The organism is Streptomyces sp. NPDC096311 (genome assembly GCF_044763085.1).
Lineage (GTDB): Bacteria > Actinomycetota > Actinomycetes > Streptomycetales > Streptomycetaceae > Streptomyces.
The window spans coordinates 362950-386762 of sequence record NZ_JBIWFN010000009.1 but is presented as its reverse complement, the minus strand read 5'-3'; the positions used below and the strand labels follow the sequence as shown (position 1 = coordinate 386762).

Genomic DNA, 23813 nt, shown 5'->3' with positions numbered 1-23813 from the left:
TGAACGGGGCCCTTTCGACCCCGAAGCTACTTCTGGCGCTTGTAGAACGGCAGCGCCACGACCTCGTACGGCTCATGGCTGCCCCGGATGTCCACGCCGACCCCGGCCGTGCCCGGCGCGGCGTGCGCGGCGTCGACGTACGCCATCGCGATCGGCTTGCCCAGCGTCGGGGAGGGCGCGCCGGAGGTGATCTCGCCGATCACCTTGCCGTCGGCGACGACCGGGTAGCCGGCGCGCGGTACGCGACGGCCTTCGGCGACGAGCCCGACGAGTACCCGCGGGGGGTTCTCCTCGGCGCGGGAGGCGGCCTCCTGGAGCGCGGCACGCCCCACGAAGTCCCCCTCCTTCTCGAACTTCACGACCCGCCCGAGCCCCGCGTCGAAGGGGGTGAGCGAGGTGCTCAGCTCGTGCCCGTACAGCGGCATGCCCGCCTCCAGGCGCAGCGTGTCGCGGCAGGAGAGGCCGCAGGGGACGAGACCGACGGGCGCGCCCGCGTCCGTCAGCGCCTGCCACAGCTTCTCGGCGTCGGACGGGGCCACGAACAGCTCGAAGCCGTCCTCGCCCGTGTAGCCCGTGCGGGCGATCAGCGCCGGGACGCCCGCGACGGTGCCCGGCAGGCCCGCGTAGTACTTCAGGCCGTCCAGGTCGGCGTCGGTCAGCGACTTGAGGATGCCGGGGGACTCGGGGCCCTGCACGGCGATCAGCGCGTACGCGTCGCGGTCGTCGCGCACGAGGGCGTCGAAGCCGGTGGCACGCTCGGTCAGCGCGTCCAGCACCACCTGGGCGTTGGAGGCGTTCGCGACGACCATGTACTCGTTTTCGGCCAGCCGGTAGACGATCAGGTCGTCCAGGATGCCGCCGTCCTCCCGGCAGATCATCGTGTAGCGGGCGCGGCCGACGCCGACGGAGGCGATGTTGCCGACCAGCGCGTGGTTGAGCAGGGTGGCGGCCTGCGGTCCGGTGACCGTGATCTCGCCCATGTGTGACAGGTCGAAGAGACCGGCCCGGGTGCGCACGGCGAGGTGCTCGTCGCGCTCGGAGCCGTAGCGCAGGGGCATGTCCCAGCCCGCGAAGTCGGTCATCGTCGCGCCGAGCGAGCGATGCAGGGCATCGAGCGCGGTGAGACGGGGTGCGTTACTGCTCATCGGTGGGGCTCCCAAGGCATGACGGCGAGGTCGTTCCTCCCCATCTGTCATCGGAACCTGAGAGGTTCATCACGACCCCGCGAACGGAGGTCCTGACTTGCACCTTGGGTGGAGCCACTGGACAGCGGCCCGCTTTTCAGATGTGCCTCGCCCGCGCGGTAACGGGGCCTGAGAGATTCAAGGGAGGGACTTGCTCCTTCGGCGCCCGGGTACCCGAAGGTTCCCGGAACTCTCCCGCGCGGATTCAAGCGGCCGGTATGCAGTTGGCGGGCACATCATCGCACGCGCCGTCCGATCATGGCAGTCCGCATCTGTAACCGGCCTGTGGCAGTCCGCGTACGGAAACGAGAGACACCGCGCATTACCTTCTCTTTACACTCGACGGGGATGGGACTCCAGACCCAAGGGGAGGACGATCACGGTGAACAGGACCACGGCGTACGCCACGACCTCGGGCCTCGCGCTGCCCGAGCAGCCCGGTGCCCCGGCCAGGACCCGGGAGACGTGCGGAGCGCTGCCGACGGCCGTCGTCCGCGACCTCAGAGAGCGCGCGGGACACTCTCCGCACGGTCTGCACTTCGCGGCGGCCGACGTCGTCGTGGTCACCGGATTGCCGGGCAGCGGCAAGTCCACCCTGATGCGCCGCGCCGTCGAGGGTCCGCGCATCGACTCCCAGGACACCCGGGACCGCTGGGACGAGCGGACGGGCGGCCGGCTGCCGTACGCCGTCTACCGGCCCCTCGTCCGCCTCGCGCACTACGCGGGCCTGCGTCGCGCCCTGCGCTCCGGCGCCGGGCTCGTCGTGCACGACTGCGGTGCGCAGGCCTGGGTGCGCCGCTGGCTCGCCCGCGAGGCCCAGCGCCGCGGCGGCACCCTCCACCTGCTGCTGCTCGACGTCACGCCCGGCACGGCGCTCGAGGGCCAGCGTGAGCGCGGCCGGGGCGTGTCGCGGTACGCGTTCGCCCGTCACCGGGGCGCGGTCGCCCGGCTGCTGCGCTCCGTCGAGCGGGGCGACCTGCCGGAGGGCTGCGGCTCGGCGGTGCTCCTCGACCGGGACGCGGCGGACGTACTGCGGCGGATCGGCTTCGGTGGCTGAGGAACGGCCGCGAGTGGCCGAGAGCAGTCGAGAGGGGCCGCGAGCGGTCGGGAAGTCGTACAGGCCCACTAACCTTTCCAGCCAGAACACCAGAACAGTGGTTCACCGCAGGCGGTAGACAGGTAGACAGATGGAAATCCCCGACTTCCCGGACTTCTCGGACTTCCCGGCACCGGCGTACCCGCAACCCGGCCCCCACCCCCACTCGCACGGCGGCTGGCCGGGCAACGAACTGGAGGAGGTGCTCTCCGCGTCCCTCGGAGTGCCCTCGGCCGGCGGCCGCATCGTCGAGGTCCTCGGCCGCAGCTTCGTCTGGGTGCCGCTGCCCAACGGCGGCGGACCGCACGCGGGATCCCTCGACCTGCCCACCCTGGAGATCGAGGGCCAGGCGTACGTGCCGGTCTTCAGCTCCGAGGAGCAGTTCCGCCAGGTCGCCGGCGGCCATCTGCCGTACACGATCGCGCCCGCCGTCGAGTTCGCCCGCGGGCTGCCCCCGCAGGTCGGTATCGCGATCAACCCGGACGGGGTGGTCGGCGTGCCGCTGCCGCCCCTCGCGGTCGCCGAGCTGTGCCGGACCGGGCGCACCCCGCTGGACGGGCCCACGAGCGGTGGCCGGGTGAAGCTCTACGAGCCCGACTGGCAGGACGACCCGGTGGACTTCTTCGCCGCCGCCTCGGCCGAGTTCGCGGCGACGGGAGTCGTCCTGACCGCCCGCCGCTGTCTGGCCAGCATCGAGGGCGACGACCCGGTCATGTTCGTCGGGGTCGAACTCTCCGTGTGGGAGGGAGACCTCCGGACGCTCCCCATGGACGCCCTCTCCCGCGCCCTCTCCCGCGTCGCGGTCAAGTGGCCGGTGAACCTGGTCCTCCTCGACGTCGCCCAGGACCCGGTGGGCGACTGGATGCGAGCCCAGGTGCGGCCCTTCTACCAGCAGGCCCAGTAGAAGCGCCCCGAAAGGGGCGCGAGGCTGTGACCATTGTGCGGCTCCGCCGCGTGGGCGCGCCCGGCCACGAGCAAGCCGCAGCCTGCCGACCCCAACGGGCCCCGAGCTCCCAACGGCTCCCCCGGCGGAGCGCATTCGCCGCTTAAGCTGGTTTCATGGCTCGGCCGGGGTTCGGCCGAGGTGTTGGTCGACGTCATGATTTCTTCGCGAAGGGGCGGTTGAAGGTGAGCGCGTCGGGCACGGCCGCGGCCGGTCAGGTCGAGCACATGCTGCGCCAGGTGACGCCCGGGCGTTACGACGCCTACGAGGCGCTCCTTCGCGCGCTCGCGACCCCGTCGTCCGGCCAGGTGTGGATGCTGCTCTGGCACGGCCAGGCCGGCTCCCCGGACGCCCAGTACGGGAACATGGAGGTGGAGGGCTTCGGCTACGCGCCGTGCGTCACCTCCGCCCAGGAACTCTCGGCCAGTGGCTGGAACCGGTCGTACGAGGTCGTCGACGGTCTCGACGTGGCCCGCACCCTCTACCCCGACCACTTCGGGCTCTGGCTCAATCCGCACGCCCCGGGCGGCGGGGTCGGCATCCCATGGCTGGATCTGCGCAGAATCGCGGCGGGTCTGGAGCGCCAGCCCGCCGGTCCGCTGCGCCTGTCCGAACCCGGCATCGAGATCCCGCAGTTCTACGCCCTGCTCACGCAGAACGCTCATCGCACCACCGCCGTGCGCTCGCTGCGCCGCGCCTGGGTGCAGCCGGCGCTCGGGGCGCCGTATCTGGCCATCGGGCTGGACGTCTACGACACTTCGCCGCCCGCCGTCGACTCGGTGCGGGCGATGATGCAGCAGTCCATCGGCGCGGTTCCGGACGGGCTGCCCGTGTCGACCGTCGCGATGTCGGACGAGTACGACCCGGTGGCGTTGTGGCTGCGCGCCAACGCGCGGCCGTTCTACGACCGAGAGGCCCACGCGGCCCCGGCCCAGGTGCCGTTGGCGGGCGGGTACGGCTATCCGCCGGCACCCGCCGGGTACTGAGTCGCCGTCCGGCGAACCGTGAAGGATCACTACGGGTCCTTCACCGAGCCTCTGCATTTCTTCGCGCGTAGATGACGATGGATTGTCCGGGTAATGCCCGTATTCGCCTCCGGAGTCCCAACTGCCCCGTGTCCGACCCCCGTTACCCGCCGTCCGGATAACGGAACCCCCCTGACAGCATCACGTTTACGCATCCATTCACCGTCAAGTCTGGCTACAGATCGCCGAGGCGTTGAAGACTCCCGCTCCAGGGGGTTTAGCCCCTGTGTACGACGGACTGATCACGCCGCTACAAGCGGCACGTGTGGGCCGGCTACCGCCGGTTGAGAGGGGTCCCTGCCACGATGACGGCACCATTGCACGAGCCGACCACGGACGCGGCACCGAACGCGGCCGAGGAAGCGGCGGCTGCCAGCGCTGCCGAGGCCAAGGCGGCGGTACAGGGGCGGTCCCTCGGGCGGATCGCCTGGGAGCGCCTCAAGCGGGACAAGCTCGCCCTCACGGGCGGCATCGTCGTGCTCGTGCTGATCGCGATCGCGCTGCTCGCCCCCGTGATCGCGAACCTCGTCGGTCAGGACCCCGAGACGCACCACGAGGACCTCATCGATCCGCTCTTCTCGACCCCCACGGGGTCCTACGGCGGCATCAGCGGCACCCACCTCCTCGGTGTCGAACCCGTCAGCGGCCGCGACATCTTCGCCCGGATCGTCTACGGCGCCCGGATCTCGCTCATGGTCGGCTTCCTGTCCGCCCTGGTCGCCGTCGTACTCGGCACCGTTCTGGGCGTGTTGGCCGGCTACTTCGGTGGCTGGGTCGACGCCCTCATCAGCCGGGTCATGGACGGCCTGCTGGCCTTCCCGCAGCTGCTGTTCATCATCGCGCTGGTCTCGGTCATGCCGAACGAGATGCTGGGGCTGACGGGTACGGGCGTACGCCTGTTCGTCATGATCCTCGTGATCGGATTCTTCGGCTGGCCCTACGTCGGACGCGTGGTGCGCGGCCAGACACTCTCGCTGCGTGAGCGCGAGTACGTGGAGGCCGCCCGCAGTCTGGGAGCCGGGCGCTTCTACATCCTGTTCAAGGAGCTGCTGCCCAACCTCGTCGCGCCCATCATCGTGTACACGACGATGATGATCCCGACCAACATCCTGACGGAAGCGGCACTCAGCTTCCTGGGCGTGGGTGTCAAGCCGCCCACGGCGTCCTGGGGACAGATGCTCTCCAGTGCGATCGACTACTACGACTCGGACCCCATGTACATGGTGATCCCTGGTGTAGCGATCTTCATCACTGTGCTCTCCTTCAACCTTTTCGGGGACGGCGTACGCGATGCGCTCGACCCGAAGGGTTCCCGCTGAACTGCCGTACCCCCCAGGGCCCGTGAATTGACCACAGGCCGCTATATATCCGGAGGATCCGAGATCGTGACTACCCAACGCACCACAGGGCGCCGCAAGCAGGCCGCGGCCGCGGCCGCGGTGGTTGCCGCGCTGCTCACCACGGCTGCGTGCGGCGGAGGCGGCGACAAGAGCAGCGACAAGGGCGGTGCCGCCGGCTTCAACGCGGGCAACAACAAGGTCGCCAACGCCTCGGCCAAGAAGGGCGGCACGCTGAAGTTCGCCGGAGCCCAGGACGCCGACTCGTGGGACACCACGCGCGGCTACTACGGCTTCGCCTGGAACTTCATGCGGTACTACAGCCGTCAGCTCGTCACCAACCAGGCCCAGCCGGGTGCCGAGGGTGCCAAGGTCACGCCGGACCTCGCCACCAGCACCGCGAAGGTCACGGACGACGGCAAGACCTACACGTACACCCTGCGTGACGGGGTGACGTGGGAGGACGGCAAGCCGATCACCTCCAAGGACGTCAAGTACGGCATCGAGCGCGTCTGGGCGCAGGACGTGCTGTCCGGCGGCCCGGTCTACCTGAAGGACGTCCTGGACCCGAAGGGCGCCTACAAAGGCCCCTACAAGGACACCTCGAAGGACAAGCTCGGTCTGAAGGCGATCTCGACGCCCGACGACAAGACGATCGTCTTCCACCTGCCCGCGGCGAACTCGGACTTCGAGGAGATGCTCGCGCTGACCTCGGCGTCCCCGGTCCGCCAGGACATGGACACCAAGTCCAAGTACGGTCTGCACCCGTTCTCCTCCGGCCCGTACAAGTTCAAGTCGTACACGCCGAACAAGTCGATCGACCTGGTGCGCAACACCAACTGGAAGCAGTCCTCGGACCCGATCCGCAAGGCGCTCCCGGACGAGATCACGGTCAACTTCTTCACCAACGCCAATGACATGGACCAGCGCCTGATCAACGGCGACTACGACCTGGACATCGGCCAGACCGGTATGTCCCCGCAGGGCCGCACCATCGCCCTGAAGCAGCACAAGGGCAACCTGGACAACCCGGTCTCCGGCTACGTCCGCTACGCGGTCATGCCGCAGACGGTGGCGCCGTTCGACAACGAGCACTGCCGCAAGGCCGTCATCTACGGCGCCGACCACAAGTCGCTGCAGACCGCGCGTGGTGGCCCGGTCGCCGGTGGCGACATCGGCACCAACATGCTCCCGCCGTCCGTCCCGGGCGCCGAGGGCCAGAAGTACGACCCGTACGGCACCGCCGCCAACGACGGCGCCGCGAACGTCGCCAAGGCCAAGGAAGAGCTGAAGGCCTGCGGCAAGCCGAGCGGCTTCAAGACCACCATCGCGGTCCGCAACAACAAGCCGGTCGAGGTGGCCACGGCCGAGTCGCTCCAGGCCTCGCTGAAGCAGGTCGGCATCACGGTCGACATCGAGCAGTACGACGGTGCGCAGACCGCCGGCATCATCGGCAGCCCCTCGAACGTGAAGAAGAAGGGCTTCGGCATCATCATCATGGGCTGGGGTCCGGACTTCCCGACGGTCCAGGGCTTCGGTCTCCCGCTGTGGGACGGCAAGTACATCCTCGACAGCGGTAACAACAACTTCGCTCAGATCAACGACAAGACGATCAACGGTCTCTTCGACAGCTACGTCAAGGAGCTCGACCCCGCGAAGAAGGTCTCCATCTCCACGGAGATCAACCACAAGGTCATGGAGGGCGGTTACTACCTGCCCTTCGTCTTCGAGAAGTTCATCAACTGGCGCTCGACCCGGCTGACCAACGTCTACACGACCGACGGCTACAGCGGTCAGTACGACTTCGTCAACCTCGGCGTGAAGTAATCCCGACCGGCGCACCCGCCATAAGGCACGAAAGGCAGGTGAAGGCCGGAGCGGCGTGAACCGTGGGCCACCGGAAGACCTCCGGTGGCCCACGGCCCCGCCGTCGGGCCGAGAGCAGTGCTCGCTTACCTCATCAGGCGGCTCTTCGCCGCCGCAGTGATGCTGGTGGTCATCATTCTGGTGGTCTTCGGCATCTTCTTCCTCGTCCCGAAGTGGGCGGGCGTCGACCCGGCCACGATGTTCGTGGGCAAGCAGGCCGACCCCGCGGCCATCGAGGCGGTCCGGCAGAAGCTCCAGCTGGGCGACCCGATCTTCGTCCAGGTCTGGGAGTTCTTCAAGGGCATCTTCGTCGGACGCACCTACTCGGGCGGCGGAGACGTCACGCACTGCGCGGCGCCGTGCTTCGGCTACTCCTTCCGCAATGAGCAGGCCATCTGGCCGGTCATCACCGACCGCTTCCCGGTGACCCTGGGACTGGCTCTCGGTGCCGCCGTACTGTGGCTGATCTTCGGTGTCTCGGCGGGTGTGCTCTCCGCGCTCAAGCGGGGTTCGCTCTGGGACCGCGGCGCGATGGTCGTCGCGCTCGGCGGTGTCTCGCTCCCCATCTACTTCACCGGTCTGCTGTCGCTGGCGATCTTCAGTTACGGACTGAACTGGATCGACGCCCAGTACGTGCCGCTCACGGACAGCGTCGGCGGCTACCTCGGCGGCATGATCCTGCCCTGGATCACGCTCGCCTTCCTCTACGCCGCGATGTACGCCCGGATCACCCGCGCCACCATGCTGGAAGTCATGGGCGAGGACTACATCCGCACCGCGCGCGCCAAGGGCCTGCGCGAGCCGGTCGTCATCGGCAAGCACGCCATGCGCTCCACGATGACGCCCATCCTCACCATGCTCGGCATGGACCTCGGCGCCCTCATCGGCGGCGCGATCCTCACCGAGACCACGTTCAGCCTTCCCGGCCTCGGCCAGGCCGTCCTCAAGGCGATCAGCGACAAGGACCTGCCCGTCATCCTGGGCGTCACCCTGATCACCTCGCTCGCGGTGATCGTCGCCAACCTCCTCGTGGACATCCTGTACGCCGTGATCGACCCCCGAGTGAGGCTCGCATGACCGAACTCAGCAAGAGCGGAGCGGTGGCCGAGCCCGTCAAGGACTCGCCCGCACCCTCCGCCTTCCTCGAAGTACGCGACCTGAAGGTGCACTTCCCGACCGACGACGGTCTGGTCAAGTCCGTCGACGGTCTCTCCTTCCAGCTGGAGAAGGGCAAGACCCTCGGGATCGTGGGCGAGTCCGGCTCCGGCAAGTCGGTGACCTCGCTCGGCATCATGGGCCTGCACACGGCCGGCCAGTACGGCAAGCGCAAGGCGCAGATCTCCGGCGAGATCTGGCTGAACGGCACCGAACTGCTGTCCGCCGACCCGGACTACGTGCGCAAGCTGCGCGGCCGGGAGATGGCGATGATCTTCCAGGATCCGCTGTCCGCGCTGCACCCGTACTACACGATCGGTCAGCAGATCGTGGAGGCGTACCGCATCCACAACAACGTGGACAAGAAGACGGCGAAGCGTCGCGCGGTCGAGATGCTCGACCGGGTGGGCATCCCGCAGCCGGACAAGCGCGTCGACAGCTACCCGCACGAGTTCTCCGGCGGTATGCGCCAGCGCGCGATGATCGCGATGTCGCTGGTCAACAACCCCGAGCTGCTCATCGCGGACGAGCCGACGACCGCCCTGGACGTGACCGTCCAGGCGCAGATCCTCGACCTGATGCGGGACCTGCAGAAGGAGTTCGGCTCCGCGGTCATCATCATCACCCACGACCTGGGCGTCGTCGCGGAGCTCTCCGACGACATCCTGGTGATGTACGGCGGCCGTTGCATCGAGCGCGGTCCGGCCGAGAAGGTGTTCTACGAGCCCCGGCACCCCTACACCTGGGGGCTGCTCGGCTCGATGCCGCGCCTGGACCGTGAGCAGACCGAGCGCCTCATCCCCGTCAAGGGCTCCCCGCCCTCGCTGATCAACATCCCGTCCGGCTGCGCCTTCAACCCGCGCTGCCCGTACGCGGACGTTCCCAAGGACAACGTGACCCGCACGGTCCGCCCCGAGCTGACCGAGGTCGGCGGACGGCACTGGGCCGCCTGCCACATGACCCAGGAGCAGCGGGAACGCATCTGGACCGAAGAGATTGCGCCGAAGCTGTGAGCGAGAAAGCCAAGGACGCGGAAGTGACCATTCCCGCACAGGCACAGGACGAAGGCGGCGCCACCCTCACCAAGGACGCCGCCCCGGGTGACGTCCTGCTGAAGGTGACCGGGCTGCAGAAGCACTTCCCCATCCGCAAGGGCCTGCTGCAGCGTCAGGTCGGCGCGGTGCGGGCCGTCGACGGCATCGACTTCGAGGTGCGCTCGGGGGAGACCCTGGGCGTCGTGGGCGAGTCCGGCTGCGGCAAGTCCACCATGGGCCGGCTGATCACGCGGCTGCTCGAACCGACCGCGGGCAAGGTCGAGTTCGAGGGCAAGGACATCACGCACCTCGGTGTGAGCGGTATGCGCCCGATGCGCCGTGACGTCCAGATGATCTTCCAGGACCCGTACTCGTCGCTGAACCCCCGGCACACGATCGGCACGATCATCAGTGCCCCGTTCAAGCTGCAGGGCGTCACTCCCGAGGGCGGCGTCAAGAAGGAGGTCCAGCGACTGCTGTCGGTCGTCGGCCTCAACCCCGAGCACTACAACCGCTATCCGCACGAGTTCTCCGGCGGTCAGCGCCAGCGCATCGGCATCGCCCGCGCGCTCGCGCTCAACCCGAAGCTGGTCGTGGCGGACGAGCCGGTCTCGGCGCTCGACGTGTCGATCCAGGCGCAGGTCGTCAACCTCCTCGACGACCTTCAGCAGGAGCTCGGCCTGACGTACGTGATCATCGCGCACGACCTGTCGGTGGTCCGGCACGTCTCGGACCGGATCGCGGTGATGTACCTCGGCAAGATCGTGGAGCTCGCCGACCGCGACTCGCTCTACAAGGCGCCGATGCACCCGTACACCAAGGCGCTCATGTCCGCGGTGCCGATCCCGGACCCCAGGCGCCGGAACGTGAAGAGCGAGCGCATCCTGCTCAAGGGCGACGTGCCCTCGCCGATCGCGCCGCCGAGCGGCTGCCGCTTCCACACGCGGTGCTGGAAGGCCACGGAGATCTGCAAGACGACCGAGCCGCCGCTCCTGGAGCTGAAGCCCGGCCAGCAGGTCGCCTGCCACCACCCGGAGAACTTCGAGGACCAGGCGCCGCAGGACACGGTGCTGCTGTCCGCGGCGAAGGAGGCCGCGACGCTCGTGGCCGACGAGGTGCTGGCGGAGTCGGCGGAGACGTCGGCGGCGGTGGCCGCGGAACTGGAAACCACGGAGGAGACTCCGGAGCCCGCCGCGGAGACGACCACCGAGCCTGCCGAGGAGGCCGCACCCGAGGAGGCCGCCCCCGAGGAGGCCGCTGCCGAAGAGGCTTCCGAAACGGTCGCCGTCGACGAGTCGGACTCGTCGGAGGAGTCGGGAACCGACAGCCAGAAGTGATCGGGTAAAAAGCAAATGCCCCGGTAGCCAGATAAATGGTTACCGGGGCATTTGTTTTGAAGAATTATCAGGAACTGGTTTCCCAGTAGTGCCAGCCGACCGAAGTTGCCGGAAGCTTGGCCGTGCCCCTCGCGAGCGTCGTCACCGAACAGTTCGGGTTCGTGCGGTTCGACTCCCATCCGACCTTGAAGCCGTTGGAGCCGTACTGCAGGTTCCCGTACTTGTTGGAGCGGATGTTGTGCGAGTACGTGTGGCCGGTCGTGATCGCCACGGACTTCGTGATGCTGCCGCTCACCGACGCCTTGGCCGAGGCGAAGAGGTAGCTCGCGCTCACCTCCAGGGAGGCGGAGACGCTGTACGTGATGGTGGACGCCCTGGTGACGGAGGCGGTGATGGTGCCGCCCGGGCCGTCCTTGAAGTAGGCCCCCGAGGCGGGAATCCGATAGGCCGAGTGCGAGGTGATCAGGACCCCGTAATCGACCGGGCACGACCTTTTCGGAGTCACGACCGCCGAGGCCGGCGCCGCACCCGCGACGAGCGGCATTACTCCGGCGACGACGAGTGTGGCCAGCTTGGTTCTCTTACGCATGAATTTCCCCCATGCAAGTGGTCCGGCCTCCGTTTCGGCGGAGCCCGTCAAGCTGGAATGAGCCTATGAAGTTGACCGAGACCGGTCAATCACATTCTGTGGAGTTGAGCAACAATTGAGCCTGTCGCTCCGAGCGGTAAAAGCTCGGAAATGCCAGGGTCTTCGTACGGTCAAATGGCGGACCGTTACCGCCCGCCCGGAGGGACCGGAAGCCGATCGTCAGGAGTCAACTGACAGGTAGGCCATGACGATTGGGCAAAGTCATGAGCATGTCCGAATGGAAGAGTGCAGAGTCTCGCGTGTCCAACTGATCGGGAACGATCGGAACACGTACGAAAGGGACGCTCATGGCACTCTCCCGTTCGGCACGTTTAGGGGCCCTCGCGACCGCGGCGGCCTCCTTCCTCGTCATCGCCGCCTCCTCCGCCCCGACCCCGGGCGCCGACGGCATCGGCGACTCCTACTTCCCCCAGCTCGGCAACGGCGGCTTCGACGCCCGCCACTACGACCTGAACGTGGCGTACGACCCGGACACCGACCGCCTGGACGGCCGTACGACGCTCACGGCCCGCGCCACCCAGTCCCTCTCCTCCTTCGACCTCGACCTCCAGAGACTGGAGGTCACGCGCGTCGAAGTGAACGGCAGACGCGCCGACTTCACCCGCGACGGCGACGAGATCCACATCACCCCGCACGGGGCGATCCGCAAGGGCAGCACCTTCACCGTCACCGTCACCTACGGCGGCGTCCCCGAGGCCCTCAACGGTCCCATCGTCTTCGGCTCCGACTACGGGTGGATGAAGACCGCCGACGGAGTCTTCGTCGCCTGTGAGCCCAACGCCGCCTCCACCTGGTTCCCTTCCAGCGACCACCCCTCCGACAAGGCCACCTACGACATCCGGATCAAGGCACCCAAGGGCCTGACGGGCGTCTCCAACGGGCGGCTGATATCGACGTACGACAAGGGCGACAGCACGGTCGCGCACTGGCGCGAGAGCAGGCCGATGGCGACCTACCTCGCGACCGCGACCATCGGGAAGTTCGACGTGAAGACGGGGACGACCCCGGCCGGGACGCCGATCTACGTGGCCATCGACCCGGTGCTCGCGGGCAGCAACAGCGTCGACGTGTACGCGGTGACGGCCGAGGCCACCGACTACTGGTCGCAGGTCTTCGGCCCCTACCCCTTCGAGGAGACCGGCGCCATCGTCGACGACATGCCGCAGGCGGGGTTCTCGCTGGAGGTGCAGTCGAAGCCCGCGTACTCCGCCGTGCGCTCGGAGTCGACCATCGTGCACGAGCTGGCCCACCAGTGGTTCGGCGACTCCGTGTCGGTGGAACGCTGGAAGGACATCTGGCTGAACGAGGGCTTCGCGACCTACGCCCAGTGGCTGTGGTCCGAGCACAAGGGGATCCGCTCGGCGCACGACTCCTTCCTCGCCGGGTACAACGCGCGGCCCGCGGACTCCGCCTTCTGGGGGACCGTCGTCGCCGACCCGCAGCGCGACACCATGTTCGCCTCGGCGGTCTACCAGCGCGGCGCGATGACCCTCCAGATGCTGCGCGAGCGCATCGGCGACACCGCGTTCTTCAGACTGCTGCCCGCCTGGACGAAGCTCCACAAGTACGGCAACGCCGACACCGCCGACTTCATCCACCTCGCCGAGAGGATCTCGGGACGACAGCTCGACGACCTCTTCCAGACCTGGCTGTTCACCACAGGGAAACCAACCCTGTAGGCCTTTCTTTGTAAGGTGTGAGCCCCGCGACGGGTAAGAATGTCCGGGTGCTTCAGGAACTGTTCACCCCCTCCGTCCAGCATGTGCTCGACCTCGTGGGGATCTTCGTCTTCGCGATCTCCGGCGCCCTGCTGGCCGTCCGCAAGAACTTCGACGTCTTCGGCATCGCCGTCCTCGCCGAGGTCACCGCACTGGGCGGAGGGCTGTTCCGCGACATGGTCATCGGGGCCGTACCCCCGGCCGCGTTCACCGACCTCGGCTACTTCAGCACCCCGCTGCTCGCCGCCCTGCTGGTGTTCTTCCTTCACCCGGAGGTGGAGCGCATCCAGGTCGCGGTCAACGTCTTCGACGCGGCCGGACTCGGCCTGTTCTGCGTCGCGGGCACCACGAAGGCGTACGAGTACGGCCTCGGCCTGACCCCGTCCGCCGCCCTGGGCCTGGCCACCGCGGTCGGCGGCGGTGTGCTGCGCGACGTCCTCGCCAACGAGGTGCCCTCACTGCTGCGCTGGGACCGTGATCTGTACGCGGTCCCGGCGATCGTCGGCGCCACGATGGTGGTCCTGTGCATCCGCTACGACGCGCTGTCCCCGTTCACCAGCGGGGTCGCGGCCGTCACCGCTTTCGTCCTGCGGCTGCTTGCGATGCGGTACCACTGGCGAGCGCCGCGTGCTTGGCACCGCCGGTCGACGGCGACGGAGTCGGAGACTCCTTAGCGTGCGCCCCCGGCCCGATCTGCAGGGTCAGCCAACGGAAGGTCTCCGGGATCTGCGGCCGCCACAGGGCCATGTTGTGGCCGCCCGCGCTCCGCGGCAGCAGCACCACCTGCACGCTCGTCGGTGCCTTCGCGATCGACTGGAGCGCCGCGCCGGCCTCGTAGCCGTCGTGCGCCTCGCCGGAGACGTAGAGGGAGATGCGGGGCGGCGTGCGGTAGGACTTGAGCAGCAGGTAGGGATTGTTCTCCCGGCGCAGCGTCAGGCTCCGCGCCGCGAGCGAGTTGCGTTCCCCGATCGGGTCGTTGTACCCGGACATGCTCACCGCGGCCCGGTAGCGGTCGGGGTGAGCGACGGCGAGCTTGGCCGCGCAGTGCGCCCCGGCCGAGTAGCCGGCCACGCCCCAGCCGTCCGGCGCGGACTTCGCCCGGAAGTTGTCCATCACCATCTTCGGCACGTCGATGCTGAGCCAGGTGTCGGCGTTCACCTTGCCGGGCACGTTCGCGCAACCGGTGTCGGTCTTGGCCAGCAGATTCGTGCGCGGCGCCACCAGGATGAACGGCGCGACCTGCCCGTCACGCATCAGCGGCAGCAACTGCTCATGCACCTTCAGCGAACCGAACCACGCCTTCGCCGAGCCCGGATAGCCGGGCAGCAGCTCCACGACGGGGAACTTCCGGTTGCGGTAGGCGGGCTCGTTGTACTGCGGCGGCAGCCAGACGTAGACCTCCGCGTCCACCCCCGACACCTGGCCGTGCAGCTGGGTGACCTTCACACCGCCCGCCTGGGACATGCCGGGGCCGTCGGCCGCCGAGAACGTCTGGCGGACCTTGGGGAGCTTGCGCAGCGAGATGCCGCCGGTGCCGTCACGGCCGAGGTTGGCGGCCGCCCGCACGTGGTTGCCCGTGCCGAGCAGGTCGGCCCAATTGTCGTACAGGCTGTTGGCGTTGTTCACGAGCACGAAGACGAGGGTGATCGCGGTGCCCTGGGCGAACAGCAGCATCACCATCCGGGCCGCGCTGCGTACCAACGCGGGGCCGGGAATGCGTGACCACAGCACGAGGGGCAGGATCAGGGCGACCGCGACCAGGATGATCGTGGTGAGGAGGAACGACGTTCCGGTGAGGCTCACGATGGGTGCGGTCTTCCTGTGACGGGCCGGATCAACGGTCTGCAGCTGCATCGGGTTCTATGTCCTTGGAGAGGGGGATCCGATGCCGTTGGTTCACGGAAGAGTTCGGACACTTACTAAGAAATTGCCGAAACCTCACTCCCGGGTGACGGGGTTCACATGCCGGAAACAGTAAAAGCTACCGCTTAGTAATTACCTGTTGTACCGTTCAGACATGTCAGAAGCAGCTACCGCACAGGCCGCGCGCGCCGCGATCGGTGACAGCGAGTTCGACCGCGACACCGCGGTCACCCTGCGCGAACCCGGCGTCTACGACATCGACCTGTCCGCCGGATGGACCATCATCAGCGCCGTCAACGGCGGTTATCTGCTCGCCGTCCTGGGCCGCGCCCTTTCCGAGGCCCTGCCGCACAGTGACCCGTTCACCGTCTCCGCCCACTATCTGACCGCGTCGCAACCCGGCCCGGCTGTGGTCCGAACGGACGTCGTCCGGACGGGGCGGACCCTGTCGACCGGTCAGGCCTCGCTCTTCCAGTACGACGACGAGGGCCGCGAGGTCGAACGGATCCGCGTACTCGCCTCGTACGGCGATCTCGACGCCCTGCCCGACGACGTCCGCACCACGGCGACACCTCCCGCGATCCCGCCCATGGAGCACTGCTTCGGGCCGCAGGACGGCCCGGCGCCCGTCGAGGGCAGCTCCGCCATCACCGAGCGGCTGATGCTCAAGCTCGACCCCGCGACCCTCGGCTGGGCCCTGGGGGCGCCTTCCGGGAAGGGCGAGATGCGCTCCTGGTTCGGGCTCGCCGACGGCCGCGACCCCGACCCCCTCTCGCTGCTCCTCGCGGTGGACGCGCTGCCGCCCACCGCCTTCGAGCTCGGCATCTCCGGCTGGGTGCCGACGGTCGAACTGACGGTCCATGTGCGCTGCCGTCCGGCGCCGGGCCCGCTGCGGGTGTCGATCACCACCCGCAACCTCGCCGGCGGCTTCCTGGAGGAGGACGCCGAGGTGTGGGACAGCGCGGACCGGCTGGTCGCGCAGTCCCGACAACTCGCCCGGGTCCGGCTCAGCTGAGCGGTCGCCGGCCCAGGTAGGCCGCGAGCCGTCCGTAGGCGTCGGCCCCTTCGGGGGCCGGCACCGCCGAGCCGAACGGCAGTTCCTCGTCGTCGCGCCGCTCGTACGGCAGCACGCGCCGGGCGATCCCGTGAAGCGGCGCCCGGGCGTCGAACTCGGTGACGTCCGGGAGGTGTTGCGGCGCCAGGTCGTGGAGCGGCCGGGCGGTCTCGATGTCACAGTTCGGGTACGGCGTTCCCGCCTCGACTTGTTCCTCAGGCTCAACGCGGCCTCCCTCACGGCGCTTCCGGAGGACGACGGCGAGAGCGAGTGGGTCCTCGCGCACCTGTCGTACGGCGTCGTCCGCGAGGCACGCACGCTGCTGGCCTTCGTGGACATGGTGGAGGTGCTGTCGCCGCCGGAGGCGCGGGCGGAACTGGCCGGGGCGGCGGCCGCGATCGGTGCGGTGTACGGCGGGGATCGCGCCCCGCGCGAGGGAAGTTGACCCACAGGTAACCACAGGTTCGGCACAGCGCGGCCCTACGTGGATCTGGTCCTCTGTCCACCGCTCATCCCGCACTCATCCGGCCTTCATCAACCGGTCCACGTGACTTGACTGGGAGTTACCTCATGAACCGTCGTGCCCGACTCGTCCCCGCCGTGGCCCTGCTGGCGCTCTCGCCGTTGCTGGCGGCCTGCGGCTCGGGCGACTCGTCGTCCTCGAACAGCGGCGACTCGAGCCAGAACTGTCAGCGGCCCTCGGGGATGCCGAGCGGAGGCCCGTCGGGCATGCCGAGCGGCGGGCGCTCCGGGATGCCCACGGGCTCGCCCTCCGGGACACCGTCGAACATGCCCACCGGCACGATGCCCTCCGGCGGTCCCTCGGGCATGCCGTCCGGCGGTCCGGGTGGTGGCCAGGGCGGCGGTCAGGGCAACGGTCAGGGCGGCTGCGGCGGCGGCCCGGGCGGCGGGGGGCAGCCGAGCGGGCAGCCCAGCGGGCAGGCGGCACAGGGCTGAGCCCGTCCCGGTTCTCTCAGGGGTGACGTACTCGATACTCGGGTGCGTCACCCCAGCCAGTTGCGACGGCCGATGGCGATCAGCCGCATCTGGCAGGTCGCGACACGGGTCACCCGCTCCCGCTCCTTCTCGGACGCCTCCAGCGCCTCCAGATAGAGCGAGGCCGTCATGAGCATCTGGTCGACGTACAGCCCCGCGAGCATCAGCAGGTCGTCGTCGCTCCACCCCTCCGACTCGGGGTGTTTGGCCAGCTCGACCTTCACCTCCTCGGCGAACCGCTCGAGCTGCTCCCTGATCGCCTGTCGCACCCGCTGGACGCCGCCGTGCCGCTCGCGCGCGATGAAACGGACGTGCGCGGGATGGGATTGGACATGATGGGCGATCAGGTCGACCGCGCGCTCGATGCGTCCGGCGCTGTCGCCGGCCGCGGAGACCGTGTCCCCGATCATCGGGTGCAGACTGCCGAGCGCCTCCTCGACCAGCGCCACGCCGAGGTCCTCCGTCGAGCGGAAGTGCCGGTAGAAGGCGGTCGGCGCGACTCCGACGGCGCGGGTGACCTCGCGCAGACCCAGGCTGCTCAGGCTCTGTTCCTCCAGCAGTTCCAACGCCGCGTCCAGGAGCGCCTGACGGGTCTTCTGCTTCTGGGCCTGCCGGATGCCGAGAGTGTGACTCATACCATGCAGTTAACAACTGTTCTCTGTAATTGAAAAGCCGGGCGACGCGCTAGACTCTGGAGTCAGTGAACAACTGTTACTACAACCGTTCACTGAGTCGTCAAGTCCCCGAAACAATCGGGGTTCACTGTCGAGAGGCACCTCATGCTGTTCCTCGTCGCCGCCCTCCTGCTGCTGGGTGTCGTGATGGGCTCCGTAGCCCACGCCCCGCTGCCCGTCACCCTCGTCGCCGCGGTCGTCATCGGCGTCTGGCTGGCCGTCTTCGCGGTCCGCGAGCGCAACGCCCGCCGGCGCCACACCTCCACCAACTGATCGTTGGGAGCTGATTCACGTCATGGAACTCACCGAGCGAACCCACCTCACCACCGCGACGAAGCCCGCCGCAGCCAAGCCCGCCGCGACCGCGCCCGACGCGCCCACCCGCGCGACCGGCGCCAAGGACGCCGACGGCATGGCCGTCGCCTCCTTCATCCTCGGCCTCCTCGGCCTGCTGGTCCTGAACGTCTTCCTGGGCCCGATCGCCATCGCCCTGGCCTCTGTCGCCCTCTGGCGCGGCACCGCCCGCCGTGGCCGCGCCTTCCTCGGCCTGGGCCTCGGCATCGCCGATCTGCTGGTGCTGGTGGCGTTCATGCAGTTCGACAGCACGGTGTCCTGGAACTTCTGAGCCGCCGCCGAACGAGGCGTTCGCTCCACGGCGGAACGAGGAGCGGACGGGCGGCTACCCGGACGGGGGCCGAGGACGCGGACGGACGGCCCGTAGAATCGGGCCCATCATGGCTTACCTCGACCACGCCGCGACCACACCGATGCTTCCCGAGGCGGTAGAGGCGCTGACCGCCCAGCTGAGCGTCACGGGCAACGCCTCCTCCCTCCACGCCGCCGGCCGCCGTGCCCGGCGGACGGTCGAGGAAGCCCGGGAAACCCTGGCGGAGGCCCTCGGCGCCCGCCCCAGCGAGGTCGTCTTCACCTCCGGCGGCACCGAGGCCGACAACCTCGCCGTGAAGGGCCTGTACTGGGCCCGCCGCGACGCCGACCCGGCCCGCACCCGGGTCCTCGCGAGCCCGGTCGAACACCACGCCGTCCTCGATGCCGTCCACTGGCTCGGCGAACACGAGGGCGCCACGGTCGAGTACCTGCCCGTCGACTCCTACGGCCGCGTCCGCCCGGACGTCCTGCGCGAGGCCATCGCCCGAAACCCCGACGACGTCGCCCTCGTCACCGTCATGTGGGCCAACAACGAGATCGGCACCGTGATGGCGGTCCGTGAACTGGCCGACGTCACGGCCGAGTTCGGGATCCCGCTGCACGCCGACGCGGTCCAGGCCTTCGGCCAGGTGCCCGTCGACTTCACCGCCTCCGGCCTCGCCGCGATGACCGTCTCCGGCCACAAGATCGGCGGCCCGTACGGCATCGGCGCCCTGTTGCTGGGCCGTGAGTACACGCCCGTACCGGTGCTGCACGGCGGTGGCCAGGAGCGGCATGTGCGCTCCGGCACCCTCGACGTACCCGCCATCGCCTCGTTCGCGGTCGCCGGGCGGCTCGCCGCCGAGCAGCGCGAGTGGTTCGCCCGCGAGATCGGCGCCCTGCGCGACGACCTGGTCGACGCCGTACGCGCTGCCGTGCCCGACGCGATCCTCGGCGGTGACCCCGCGACCGGGGGCCGGCTGCCCGCCAACGCGCACTTCACGTTCCCGGGCTGTGAGGGCGACTCCCTGCTGCTTCTGCTGGACGCCCAGGGCATCGAGTGCTCCACGGGCTCCGCGTGCACGGCGGGCGTCGCCCAGCCCAGCCATGTCCTGCTGGCCACCGGCGCCGACCCCGACCTGGCCCGCGGCACCCTGCGCTTCTCCCTCGGCCACACCTCCACGGAGGCGGACGTCGAGGCGGTGGCCAAGGCGATCGGCCCGGCGGTAGAGCGGGCACGGACGGCGGGCCTGACCTGACACCGCCGCGCTCGCTCACCTCGCACCGGCTGTCGTCCTAGCTGTCCGTCACCATGAGGGAGGCCATCATGCCCTCGTCCTCGTGTTGCAGCAGATGGCAGTGGAGCATGTACATATAGGTGTCGTCCGAGAAGTCGGTGAACTTCATCGCGATCTCGATGGAGCCGCCGCCCACCACCTCGAACGTGTCGTACCAGCCCAGCTGGACGCCCGTCGGATCCTCCCCGTTGATGGAGATCAGCTGGAACGGCACATCATGCAGATGGAACGAGTGTTCAAGCTGCGTGCTGTTCTTGACCGTCCACACCTCCTCGGCCCCCAGGGTGGTGCTGATCATCGCCATCGAGGACATGCTCGTCCCGGCGGAGCCGTTGATCGTCATCGTCGTGCCGCTCTGACCGAGCGTGATCGTCCGGGCGGTGAAGTCGCTGGTGTCGTAGCGGGTGATGGTGTTGAGGGTCGGCAGGGTCTCCGGAGTGTCCGACGTGTCGGGGGTGACGGTCAGGAACTCGTACGTCCCGCTGCCGCCGCGCACCCAGCCCGTCGTCACCACGGCCTCCAACGTCACCGCGTCGCTGAGCTCCATGACGAACTCGGCCCGCGCGCCCGCCACCAGCCGGATCGACGCCACCTCGGTGGCCTCGGTCAGATAGCCCTGGTCGGTGGCGATCTGGGTGAGCGTCGCGCCGTCGCTGCGCTGGATGGTGAGGATGTCGGAAGGCGAGGCGTTGAGCAGCCGGAAGCGGGTGCGCTTCTTGGTGGCGGTGAAGGAGAGCGTGGTGTCGTCGACGTTCGTGCCGTTGCACAGCAGCGGGAAGCTGAGACCGTTGCTGAGGTAGCCGCTCAGGTTGTACTTGATGTCTCCCGCGCTGTCCGTGGCCAGACACTGCAGGATGATCGGGATGTCGTCGGTGCCGTAGGTGCTGGGCAGGGCCGCGGACGCGTCCGAGTCGTCCTCGACGATGATCATGCCCGCGAGGCCGTGGGTGGCCTGCTCCGCCGTGGTGCCCAGGGCGTGCGGGTGGTACCAGAGCGTCTTCGCCTCGTCCTTGACCGTGAAGGTGGGCGACCAGGTCTTCCCCGCGGCGAAGGCGTTCTGCGGGCCGCCGTCCATGCCGGGCGGGACGTGCGCGCCGTGGAAGTGGACGGTGGTGTCCTCGGTGAGGCTGTTGGTGATGTTCAGCAGGACGGTGTCGCCCGAGGTCCACCTCATGGTGGGGCCGAGGAACGACTGGTTGTAGCCCGCGGTCGTGCTGGTCACTCCGCTGAGCACCTCGCTGGTGCCGGTCTTCGCCTCCAGGGTGTACGTCGTGGTGCCGTCCGTGGTGGTCCCCTCCAGCAGGTCGGGGATGGTCAGCGTGGTGCCCGCGGCGTGCGCCTTGTTCTGCGTCGCGTTCGTCAGTAAGGCGATGGCCGTGCCGCCGGCGGTCACCGCCGCGATGCCCGCTCCGGCCATCCCGCCGAGGAACTTGCGGCGGTGCATGCCCTTGCCCGTGGTCTTGCGCGGGGTGTTGCCCGTGGTGTGAGTCATAGCGGTGGACTCTCGGCCTAAGGGCTATGTAAAGACTGGGCCGGAGTTAGGAGAACGCCGTCGTCGCTGTGAAATCCGATGACTTAAAGTCAGGATCAACTCCCCTGGCAACAGCGAGAGTTGACGTGTCGCTGGTCACATCGGCAGCACGGGACGCAAGGGACAGGCCCGTCCCGCGGTGCCTCACAGCATCACGATTAGGTGACGTGAGCCCTGTGCGCCGCTGTCTGTGAGCGCGCGTCGAAAGCGCTCTCCGGCGGCTACGCCCCGGCTGTGCGCGTCGGCTCCGCCGCGGTGCGGGCCTGCCGTACGAGCCGTATGTACCGGTCCCAGTCCCAGTACCGCCCGGGGTCCGTGTGGTCGGTGCCCGGCACCTCGACGTGTCCGATGATGTGCGCACGGTCGACGGGAATGCCGTACCGCCCGCAGATCGCGGCCGTCAGCCGCGCCGAGGCCGCGTACATGGCGTCCGTGAACGACGAGGCGCGCTCCACGAAGCCCTCGTGCTCGATGCCGACGCTCCGCTCGTTGTACCCCCGGTTGCCCGCGTGGAAGGCCACGTCCAGCTCGCGGATCATCTGGGTGACGTGCCCGTCCTTGCGCACGATGTAGTGCGCGGCGGCGCCGTGTGCCGGGTCCTGGAAGACCTTCACGGCGCTTCGGTAGCTGCCCTGGGTGACGTGGATGACGACCCGGTCTATCCCGTAGTCGTCGGGCCGGTCCGCCCGCCGCCAGTTCGCCGACGAGGCGGCCACCCACTGTGCGCCCCGGAAGTCGACGGCTCCCGCCACCCGCGGCTTTTCGACGCCGGGCAGCCGCCACCACAGGTGGCCGAGCTCACCGCGTGCGAGCACCGCCGTGCCCACGGCGGCCGCGGCGCCACCGATCAGCAGCGTCCGCCGTCCGATCCGCCGGTCACGGTCCCGGCGGGCACGTCCCTCGGTCCCGCTCGCGCCCACGCCGCCCCCGCTGCTCCCGGTGGATTCCCCGGCTCCAGTGATCCCCGTGGTGCCCACAGCCCCTGTGGCTTCCGTGGTTCCCGTGGTCCCTGTGCCGGCTGCGATCTCCCTGGTTCCCACGCTTCCTGTGGCTTCGGTGGTTCCCGAGTCGCCTGTGTCCTCGGTGTTCTCCGCGGCCCCACTCATGGCGTCCGCCCCCGTCCTTCGTGCCCGCCCGTCCCGCAGCGGGCTCCGTTGCGATCATCAACGGATACCCGCGGGCTTCGGTTCCCGCGGCCCCGTACTCTGGAGGGGCTATGACTGAGACCTCGCAGCGCCCCCGCCCCCTCCGCGTCCTCGCCGCCATGTCCGGCGGCGTGGACTCCGCCGTCGCCGCCGCCCGCGCGGCGGAAGCCGGTCACGACGTGACGGGCGTGCACCTCGCGCTCTCCGCCAACCCGCAATCGTTCCGCACGGGCGCGCGAGGCTGTTGCACCATCGAGGACTCGCGCGACGCCCGCCGCGCCGCGGACGTCATCGGCATCCCGTTCTACGTGTGGGACCTCGCCGAGCGCTTCCGCGAGGACGTGGTCGAGGACTTCATCGCCGAGTACGAGGCCGGGCGCACCCCCAACCCGTGCCTGCGCTGCAACGAGAAGATCAAGTTCGCCGCCCTGCTCGACAAGGCGCTCGCGCTCGGCTTCGACGCGGTCTGCACGGGCCACTACGCCCAGGTGATCGTGAACGAGGACGGCACGCGCGAGCTGCACCGGGCCTCGGACATGGCCAAGGACCAGTCGTACGTCCTCGGTGTCCTCGACGACCGCCAGCTCGCCCACGCGCTGTTCCCGCTGGGTGACACGGTGACGACGAAGGACGAGATCCGCGCGGAGGCGGAGCTCCGGGGCCTGGCCGTCGCCAAGAAGCCCGACTCGCACGACATCTGCTTCATCGCCGACGGCGACACCCAGGGCTTCCTGGCGAACCGCCTGGGCAAGGCGGAGGGCGACATCGTCGACGAGTCCGGGTCGGTCATCGGCTCCCACGAGGGCGCGTTCGGCTTCACGATCGGGCAGCGCAAGGGGCTGCGCATCGGCACCCCGGCCGCGGACGGCAAGCCGCGCTACGTCCTGGACATCTCGCCGGTGAACAACACGGTGACCGTGGGTCCTGCGGCATCCCTCGATGTCAGCGGGCTGACCGCCATCAAGCCCCGCTGGTGCGGCGCCGCGCCCACCGGCCCGGGCACCTACACCGCGCAACTCCGCGCCCACGGAGGCGAGACGGAGGTCGCGGCCGAGCTGGTCGACGGCGAACTCGAGGTCACGTTCACCGAGCCGGTCCGCGGCGTCGCCCCCGGCCAGGCGATCGTCCTGTACGACGGCACGCGCGTGGTGGGCTCGGCGACGATCGCGACGACCACGCGCGCGACGGCGAGCGTCTAGGGCCGGCGCGCCGCCCGACGAGATGACGTAGAGCGCCGCGCCGCCCCGGCGGTCGTAGGTGACG

General features: G+C 69.1%; 24 protein-coding genes and 1 riboswitch. Of the genes, 17 read left to right on the top strand and 7 right to left on the bottom strand.

Features of this window, described 5'->3' with window-relative positions:
- Window positions 1–26: 26 nt before the first annotated feature.
- On the bottom strand, window positions 27–1145 hold the full coding sequence (gene gcvT, locus ACIRA5_RS24805) for a glycine cleavage system aminomethyltransferase GcvT (RefSeq protein WP_403693794.1): 1119 nt from the start codon (window positions 1143–1145) through the stop codon (window positions 27–29).
- Between the two features lie 146 nt (window positions 1146–1291).
- Window positions 1292–1392: riboswitch (glycine riboswitch) on the bottom strand.
- Window positions 1393–1560: 168 nt separating this feature from the next.
- Here gcvT and ACIRA5_RS24800 point away from each other — a divergent pair.
- The 8 genes from ACIRA5_RS24800 (at window position 1561) to ACIRA5_RS24765 (ending at window position 10977) form a co-directional block, all read left to right on the top strand.
- Window positions 1561–2241: an AAA family ATPase gene (locus tag ACIRA5_RS24800; RefSeq protein WP_403693875.1), complete on the top strand. Its 681-nt coding sequence runs from the start codon at window positions 1561–1563 to the stop codon at window positions 2239–2241.
- Between the two features lie 130 nt (window positions 2242–2371).
- Window positions 2372–3184, top strand: a complete 813-nt coding sequence (locus ACIRA5_RS24795) for an enhanced serine sensitivity protein SseB (RefSeq protein ID WP_403693792.1) — start codon at window positions 2372–2374, stop codon at window positions 3182–3184.
- 224 nt (window positions 3185–3408) lie between these two features.
- A complete protein-coding gene (locus tag ACIRA5_RS24790) occupies window positions 3409–4209 on the top strand; it encodes an enhanced serine sensitivity protein SseB C-terminal domain-containing protein (protein ID WP_403693790.1) in 801 nt (266 codons plus the stop codon).
- Window positions 4210–4553: 344 nt separating this feature from the next.
- Window positions 4554–5567: an ABC transporter permease gene (locus tag ACIRA5_RS24785; protein ID WP_099943422.1), complete on the top strand. Its 1014-nt coding sequence runs from the start codon at window positions 4554–4556 to the stop codon at window positions 5565–5567.
- A 66-nt stretch (window positions 5568–5633) separates the two neighbouring features.
- A complete protein-coding gene (locus ACIRA5_RS24780; protein WP_388220738.1) occupies window positions 5634–7412 on the top strand; it encodes an ABC transporter substrate-binding protein in 1779 nt (592 codons plus the stop codon).
- A gap of 117 nt (window positions 7413–7529) precedes the next feature.
- Complete coding sequence (locus tag ACIRA5_RS24775) at window positions 7530–8528, top strand: ABC transporter permease (RefSeq protein ID WP_403693787.1); 999 nt, start codon at window positions 7530–7532, stop codon at window positions 8526–8528.
- Window positions 8525–9619: an ABC transporter ATP-binding protein gene (locus ACIRA5_RS24770; RefSeq protein ID WP_099943425.1), complete on the top strand. Its 1095-nt coding sequence runs from the start codon at window positions 8525–8527 to the stop codon at window positions 9617–9619. The genes ACIRA5_RS24775 and ACIRA5_RS24770 overlap by 4 nt, the downstream gene beginning before the upstream one ends.
- A gap of 23 nt (window positions 9620–9642) precedes the next feature.
- Entirely contained in the window at window positions 9643–10977 is a 1335-nt protein-coding gene (locus ACIRA5_RS24765) for an ABC transporter ATP-binding protein (RefSeq protein WP_403693785.1), read from the top strand.
- A gap of 67 nt (window positions 10978–11044) precedes the next feature.
- On the opposite strand, the gene ACIRA5_RS24760 is transcribed toward ACIRA5_RS24765, so the two are convergent.
- On the bottom strand, window positions 11045–11566 hold the full coding sequence (locus ACIRA5_RS24760) for a hypothetical protein (protein WP_099943427.1): 522 nt from the start codon (window positions 11564–11566) through the stop codon (window positions 11045–11047).
- A gap of 347 nt (window positions 11567–11913) precedes the next feature.
- Here ACIRA5_RS24760 and ACIRA5_RS24755 point away from each other — a divergent pair, with 347 nt between their 5' ends.
- Both ACIRA5_RS24755 and ACIRA5_RS24750 read left to right on the top strand, forming a co-directional pair.
- Complete coding sequence (locus tag ACIRA5_RS24755; protein WP_403693783.1) at window positions 11914–13305, top strand: M1 family metallopeptidase; 1392 nt, start codon at window positions 11914–11916, stop codon at window positions 13303–13305.
- Between the two features lie 47 nt (window positions 13306–13352).
- Window positions 13353–14018 carry a trimeric intracellular cation channel family protein gene (locus ACIRA5_RS24750; protein ID WP_352049333.1) on the top strand — a complete coding sequence of 222 codons (666 nt, stop codon included), beginning with the start codon at window positions 13353–13355 and terminating at the stop codon, window positions 14016–14018.
- Here the strand turns inward: ACIRA5_RS24750 and ACIRA5_RS24745 are convergent.
- A complete protein-coding gene (locus ACIRA5_RS24745; protein ID WP_403693873.1) occupies window positions 13918–15147 on the bottom strand; it encodes an alpha/beta hydrolase in 1230 nt (409 codons plus the stop codon). The two genes, ACIRA5_RS24750 and ACIRA5_RS24745, sit on opposite strands and share 101 nt — an antisense overlap.
- A gap of 214 nt (window positions 15148–15361) precedes the next feature.
- Between ACIRA5_RS24745 and ACIRA5_RS24740 the strand changes: the two genes are divergently transcribed.
- Window positions 15362–16222, top strand: coding sequence for a thioesterase family protein (locus ACIRA5_RS24740; protein WP_403693780.1), 861 nt, complete (start codon window positions 15362–15364; stop codon window positions 16220–16222).
- Here ACIRA5_RS24740 and ACIRA5_RS24735 read toward each other — a convergent pair.
- Window positions 16215–16337 carry a hypothetical protein gene (locus ACIRA5_RS24735; protein WP_403693778.1) on the bottom strand — a complete coding sequence of 41 codons (123 nt, stop codon included), beginning with the start codon at window positions 16335–16337 and terminating at the stop codon, window positions 16215–16217. The two genes, ACIRA5_RS24740 and ACIRA5_RS24735, sit on opposite strands and share 8 nt — an antisense overlap.
- 15 nt (window positions 16338–16352) lie before the next feature.
- On the opposite strand from ACIRA5_RS24735, the gene ACIRA5_RS24730 reads away from it, so the two are divergent.
- Both ACIRA5_RS24730 and ACIRA5_RS24725 read left to right on the top strand, forming a co-directional pair.
- Window positions 16353–16706, top strand: coding sequence for a WYL domain-containing protein (locus ACIRA5_RS24730; RefSeq protein ID WP_403693776.1), 354 nt, complete (start codon window positions 16353–16355; stop codon window positions 16704–16706).
- 125 nt (window positions 16707–16831) lie between these two features.
- Window positions 16832–17218, top strand: a complete 387-nt coding sequence (locus ACIRA5_RS24725; protein WP_403693774.1) for a hypothetical protein — start codon at window positions 16832–16834, stop codon at window positions 17216–17218.
- A 47-nt stretch (window positions 17219–17265) separates the two neighbouring features.
- Here ACIRA5_RS24725 and ACIRA5_RS24720 read toward each other — a convergent pair whose 3' ends face one another.
- Entirely contained in the window at window positions 17266–17892 is a 627-nt protein-coding gene (locus ACIRA5_RS24720; protein ID WP_403693772.1) for a TetR family transcriptional regulator, read from the bottom strand.
- A 144-nt stretch (window positions 17893–18036) separates the two neighbouring features.
- On the opposite strand from ACIRA5_RS24720, the gene ACIRA5_RS24715 reads away from it, so the two are divergent.
- The 3 genes from ACIRA5_RS24715 (at window position 18037) to ACIRA5_RS24705 (ending at window position 19835) form a co-directional block, all read left to right on the top strand.
- The gene (locus tag ACIRA5_RS24715) at window positions 18037–18204 is read left to right on the top strand and encodes a hypothetical protein (RefSeq protein WP_095852481.1); all 168 of its coding nucleotides are present in this window, start codon (window positions 18037–18039) and stop codon (window positions 18202–18204) included.
- A 22-nt stretch (window positions 18205–18226) separates the two neighbouring features.
- Window positions 18227–18556, top strand: coding sequence for a DUF4190 domain-containing protein (locus ACIRA5_RS24710; protein WP_403693770.1), 330 nt, complete (start codon window positions 18227–18229; stop codon window positions 18554–18556).
- A 109-nt stretch (window positions 18557–18665) separates the two neighbouring features.
- Window positions 18666–19835 (top strand): cysteine desulfurase family protein, encoded by a 1170-nt coding sequence (locus ACIRA5_RS24705; RefSeq protein ID WP_403693768.1) that lies wholly within the window; start codon window positions 18666–18668, stop codon window positions 19833–19835.
- Window positions 19836–19872: 37 nt separating this feature from the next.
- Here ACIRA5_RS24705 and ACIRA5_RS24700 read toward each other — a convergent pair whose 3' ends face one another.
- Window positions 19873–21366 (bottom strand): multicopper oxidase family protein, encoded by a 1494-nt coding sequence (locus tag ACIRA5_RS24700; protein ID WP_403693767.1) that lies wholly within the window; start codon window positions 21364–21366, stop codon window positions 19873–19875.
- Window positions 21367–21626: 260 nt separating this feature from the next.
- Window positions 21627–22325, bottom strand: coding sequence for an N-acetylmuramoyl-L-alanine amidase (locus ACIRA5_RS24695; protein WP_403693766.1), 699 nt, complete (start codon window positions 22323–22325; stop codon window positions 21627–21629).
- A gap of 296 nt (window positions 22326–22621) precedes the next feature.
- Between ACIRA5_RS24695 and mnmA the strand changes: the two genes are divergently transcribed.
- Window positions 22622–23749, top strand: coding sequence for a tRNA 2-thiouridine(34) synthase MnmA (mnmA, locus tag ACIRA5_RS24690; protein WP_351304051.1), 1128 nt, complete (start codon window positions 22622–22624; stop codon window positions 23747–23749).
- Window positions 23750–23813 lie beyond the last annotated feature (64 nt).

Bases quoted from the DNA above. Each gene is read 5' to 3' on its own strand.
- ACIRA5_RS24740 (WP_403693780.1), top strand. From the start codon at position 15,362: ATGTCAGAAGCAGCTACCGCACAGGCCGCGCGCGCCGCGATCGGTGAC.
- ACIRA5_RS24755 (WP_403693783.1), top strand. From the start codon at position 11,914: ATGGCACTCTCCCGTTCGGCACGTTTAGGGGCCCTCGCGACCGCGGCG.
- ACIRA5_RS24720 (WP_403693772.1), bottom strand. From the start codon at position 17,892: ATGAGTCACACTCTCGGCATCCGGCAGGCCCAGAAGCAGAAGACCCGT.
- ACIRA5_RS24710 (WP_403693770.1), top strand. From the start codon at position 18,227: ATGGAACTCACCGAGCGAACCCACCTCACCACCGCGACGAAGCCCGCC.
- mnmA (WP_351304051.1), top strand. From the start codon at position 22,622: ATGACTGAGACCTCGCAGCGCCCCCGCCCCCTCCGCGTCCTCGCCGCC.
- ACIRA5_RS24770 (WP_099943425.1), top strand. From the start codon at position 8,525: ATGACCGAACTCAGCAAGAGCGGAGCGGTGGCCGAGCCCGTCAAGGAC.
- ACIRA5_RS24705 (WP_403693768.1), top strand. From the start codon at position 18,666: ATGGCTTACCTCGACCACGCCGCGACCACACCGATGCTTCCCGAGGCG.
- ACIRA5_RS24795 (WP_403693792.1), top strand. From the start codon at position 2,372: ATGGAAATCCCCGACTTCCCGGACTTCTCGGACTTCCCGGCACCGGCG.
- ACIRA5_RS24715 (WP_095852481.1), top strand. From the start codon at position 18,037: ATGCTGTTCCTCGTCGCCGCCCTCCTGCTGCTGGGTGTCGTGATGGGC.
- ACIRA5_RS24785 (WP_099943422.1), top strand. From the start codon at position 4,554: ATGACGGCACCATTGCACGAGCCGACCACGGACGCGGCACCGAACGCG.
- ACIRA5_RS24725 (WP_403693774.1), top strand. From the start codon at position 16,832: ATGAACCGTCGTGCCCGACTCGTCCCCGCCGTGGCCCTGCTGGCGCTC.
- ACIRA5_RS24760 (WP_099943427.1), bottom strand. From the start codon at position 11,566: ATGCGTAAGAGAACCAAGCTGGCCACACTCGTCGTCGCCGGAGTAATG.
- ACIRA5_RS24700 (WP_403693767.1), bottom strand. From the start codon at position 21,366: ATGACTCACACCACGGGCAACACCCCGCGCAAGACCACGGGCAAGGGC.
- gcvT (WP_403693794.1), bottom strand. From the start codon at position 1,145: ATGAGCAGTAACGCACCCCGTCTCACCGCGCTCGATGCCCTGCATCGC.